4 protein-coding genes and 1 rRNA gene are annotated in these 3308 nt (G+C 63.4%); 1 reads left to right on the forward strand and 4 read right to left on the reverse strand.

The window, feature by feature from the left end:
• Nucleotides 1-172: transposase (locus Q0R23_RS09640; protein ID WP_293912507.1), on the forward strand; the 172-nt coding region annotated here is incomplete at its 5' end.
• 298 nt (nt 173-470) lie between these two features.
• On the opposite strand, the gene Q0R23_RS09645 is transcribed toward Q0R23_RS09640, so the two are convergent.
• The 4 genes from Q0R23_RS09645 to Q0R23_RS09660 all read right to left on the reverse strand — a co-directional run.
• On the reverse strand, nt 471-608 hold the full coding sequence (locus Q0R23_RS09645; RefSeq protein WP_293912503.1) for a hypothetical protein: 138 nt from the start codon (nt 606-608) through the stop codon (nt 471-473).
• Nucleotides 609-644: 36 nt separating this feature from the next.
• Nucleotides 645-1895, reverse strand: a complete 1251-nt coding sequence (locus tag Q0R23_RS09650; RefSeq protein ID WP_293912509.1) for an Nramp family divalent metal transporter — start codon at nt 1893-1895, stop codon at nt 645-647.
• Between the two features lie 86 nt (nt 1896-1981).
• On the reverse strand, nt 1982-2722 hold the full coding sequence (locus Q0R23_RS09655; protein WP_293912505.1) for a metal-dependent transcriptional regulator: 741 nt from the start codon (nt 2720-2722) through the stop codon (nt 1982-1984).
• A gap of 446 nt (nt 2723-3168) precedes the next feature.
• Nucleotides 3169-3308, reverse strand: a 16S ribosomal RNA gene (locus Q0R23_RS09660); the annotation flags it as partial.

Below are 3308 nucleotides of genomic sequence, written 5' to 3' on the forward strand. Positions count from 1 at the left end.
GAATAATGCCGCAGAGCGAGCACTGCGGAGCGTCGTCATCACCCGTAAAGTGTCTCAGTGCAGCAAAAACGCGCGGGGTGCCAACAGCTACACCCAGATCAAGAGCGTCGTCGAAACCGCCCGTCTGCGCGGCCACGACCCCGTGCAAACCCTGATGGACCTGCATCGCTAATCAGATACTCAGCGAGTTGACTAAACCGGGCGCGGGAAAGCATTGTCTCAGCCCGCTGCAACGCCTCAGCATTCGTGAGTCCAAGGAGGTTTTCGAGCACGGCGTTTTCTTGCAAGTAAGGGTCTGGGGTCATTGGCCCACAGCGTGCGCCACCGAGCGGGCACGACCTTGAGCCAATGATTGAACACACGCCAACGTCATTACGCTGTCCCAGCCGGGACCGCAGGCGTCAAGCGGCCTTGTGCGGTTCACCGCTGCGCGTAGTGCTGCTTGAGGAGCCCGATCAGCTCATCGCTCGTCAGTTCACCGCTGAGATACCGCCCGAACAGCGGTTCAGTTTCTGAGTCGGGGTAAAGTCCCCCAACCTCAGTTCGTGACGGGCCTGCTCATCGGCGGCGCGGCGCTGCTCAAGTTCCTGCCTGTCCTTGACGGTCATGGGTGGCCCCCTTGCCTCAGTTTACCAGCCCGGTGCTCAGGCGCCTGTGAAGGTCTGCACCAGCAAATACCCGTTCAGACTGATAATCAGCGCGGCGATCATCCAGCCGATCACCTGCACGGCCTTGCTGCTCGTCAGCACGCCCATCAGGTTGCGGTTGGCGGTGAAGATCAGCAGCGGCACCAGCGCGAAGGGAATGCCGAAACTGAGGATCACCTGCGAGAGAATCAGCGTGTCGGTGGGGTTAAAACCCAGCAAAATGACGGCGAAGGCGGGCAGCATGGTAATCGTGCGGCGCAGCCAGATCGGAATGGAAAAGCGGATCAGGCCCTGCATCACGACCTGACCGGCCATCGTCCCCACCGCGCTGCTCGACAGGCCCGACGCCAGCAGCGCCAGCCCGAAGGCGATGGCCGCGCCGCCACCCAGCAGCGGGGTGAGGGTCTGGTACGCTACTGACAAATCGCCGACATCGGTGCGGCCCGTGGCGTGAAACGTGGCGGCGGCGGCGGCCAGCATCGACATGTTGATGAGCGCGGCCAGGCTCATAGCGATCAGCAGGTCGGTGCGCGACATCCGGGCGACCTGGCGCTTTTCGTCGTCGTTGTTGGTCTTGATGCGGTTCTGGGTCAGGGCGCTGTGCAGGTAGATCACGTGCGGCATGACGGTGGCGCCGATGATGCCCACCGCCAGATAAAGACTCTTGGCACCCTCGAAACGCGGGACGAACCCGCCCAGCGCCTCGATGCCGGGGCTACTGCGGATGAGCTGCACCAGGTACGCCACGGCGATCACGCCGACGAAGGCGCCGATGGCGATTTCCATCGGCCTGAATCCGCGCTTTTGCAGCGTCAGCAGGCTGAAGGTCACGATGGCCGTGATGACGGCCCCCCAGATCAGCGGAATGTTGAACAAAAGCTGAAAGGCGATCGACGCCCCGATGAACTCGGCCAGGTCGGTGGCCATCGCCACCAGTTCGGCCTGCACCAGATACGGCCAGACCACCTTCGGCCATCTCTCGCGGATGAGTTCGGGGAGGTTCTTGCCGGTGACGATGCCCAGGCTGGCCGAGAGGTGCTGAATCAGCATCGCCATCAGGCTGGCACCCAGAATGACCCACAGCAGCAGGTAGCCGAACTTCGATCCGGCGCCGATGTTGGTGGCGAAATTGCCGGGGTCCATATACGCCACCGAGGCGATGAAAGCTGGCCCCATGAACGGCAGCAGTCGCCGCACTCCCCGGCGTGGGCTGCGGCCCTGCAAGACCTCGGCGGCCTGGGCGCTCATGCGCTGATCGAGGCTGCCGGGCAGGGCGTCGCCAGCTTGCGGGTCGCCGGACTGTGAATCTCCCGGCTTGGGTCCGGTGAGCTGACTCACGCCTGCGCCTCGCCCAATGTGACCTCGCCCAATATGTCCCCGCCCAGCGTGACGTCAGCCAGCGTAACCCTGACCTGCTGCGCCACCGCCAGGGATAAGGTGCGCTCGGCGCCGGACACCTCCAGCGTCAACGTGCCGAAGGCGCTTTCCAGGCGCACGACGCTGATCTGGGCGCCGGGCGTCAGGCCAGAGTGCATCAGCGCCCGCAACTGCCCCGGATCGTGGGCGGGCACCCGCGCCACCACGGCGCTGATGCCGGGGCTCAGGCGGGTCAGCTCGCGCTCCTCGCGCACCGGCAGGGTGCCGTCGAGGGCCGGAATCGGGTCGCCGTGCGGGTCGTGGGTCGGGTGGCCTAGCCAGGCCGCCATCCGGGCTTCCAGCAGCTCGCTGATGACGTGCTCCAGCCGCTCGGCCTCGTCGTGAACCTCGTCGAGCGGGTAGCCGAGGGCCTGGTGCAGATACGCCTCGATCAGCCGGTGGTGGCGCACCATCTCCAGCGCGATCCGCACGCCGCCCTCGGTCAGCACCGCGCCCTGGTAGGCCGCATGTTCGACCAGACCCAGCTCGGCGAGCCTGCGCAGCATGCCGGTGGCGCTGGCGGGCGTGACGTTCATGGCCCCGGCCAGCGCCTGGGTATTGACCCGCTCACCCGGCTCGCCCAGCACGTAGAGCTGCTTGAGATAATCCTGCGCCGAGCGCGAGAGGGGCGGCGAACTTGAGACCAGGGAGGAGGACATGCCGCTATTTTAGGCTCAACTAAAACAAAGTCAAGGGGCGGCTTGAACAGGGATTAGGCGAGTCTTCACCTGACCCCAATCACGTGGGGGCCGGGCGACCTGCACGTCTGCCCAGATCACCGGCATCTGCCCAGCCAGATCACCGGCATCTGCCCAGGCCACAGCACTTATACCAAATTGTGTTGAGTCGAAGACGAAACCGACCAACGGGAGTAGCAAAGAATACCGTCTGGCGGCGATGGAAACCTATCCGGTGCTTTTTGCAGATAGGTTGGAATCAGAGCAAGATGGTATTAGACGAGGCGGACCTGTTCGCTCAAGCTTATCTAAAACGGTGACTTAAATAAGGCTGGCGGGCACTGCAACCAAAAAAAGGACTCCCAACAGTTAAGTTGGAAGTCCTTTGGGGACAGCCGTGTTCAGACGAGTTCATGAGGAGCCTATAGAAAGGAGGTGATCCAACCGCACCTTCCGGTACAGTTACCTTGTTACGACTTCACCCCAGTCATCGACCACAGCCTAGACGCCTGCTGTTAAGCTCCCGGCGGTTTGAGCTGCAATCCACTCCCATGGTGTGACGGGCGGT

The sequence above is a fragment of the Deinococcus sp. genome (genome assembly GCF_025362455.1).
Classification (GTDB): domain Bacteria; phylum Deinococcota; class Deinococci; order Deinococcales; family Deinococcaceae; genus Deinococcus.

Coding starts and splice junctions, on each gene's coding strand:
- Q0R23_RS09645 (WP_293912503.1), bottom strand. CDS start 608: ATGACCGTCAAGGACAGGCAGGAACTTGAGCAGCGCCGCGCCGCCGAT.
- Q0R23_RS09650 (WP_293912509.1), bottom strand. CDS start 1,895: ATGAGCGCCCAGGCCGCCGAGGTCTTGCAGGGCCGCAGCCCACGCCGG.
- Q0R23_RS09655 (WP_293912505.1), bottom strand. CDS start 2,722: ATGTCCTCCTCCCTGGTCTCAAGTTCGCCGCCCCTCTCGCGCTCGGCG.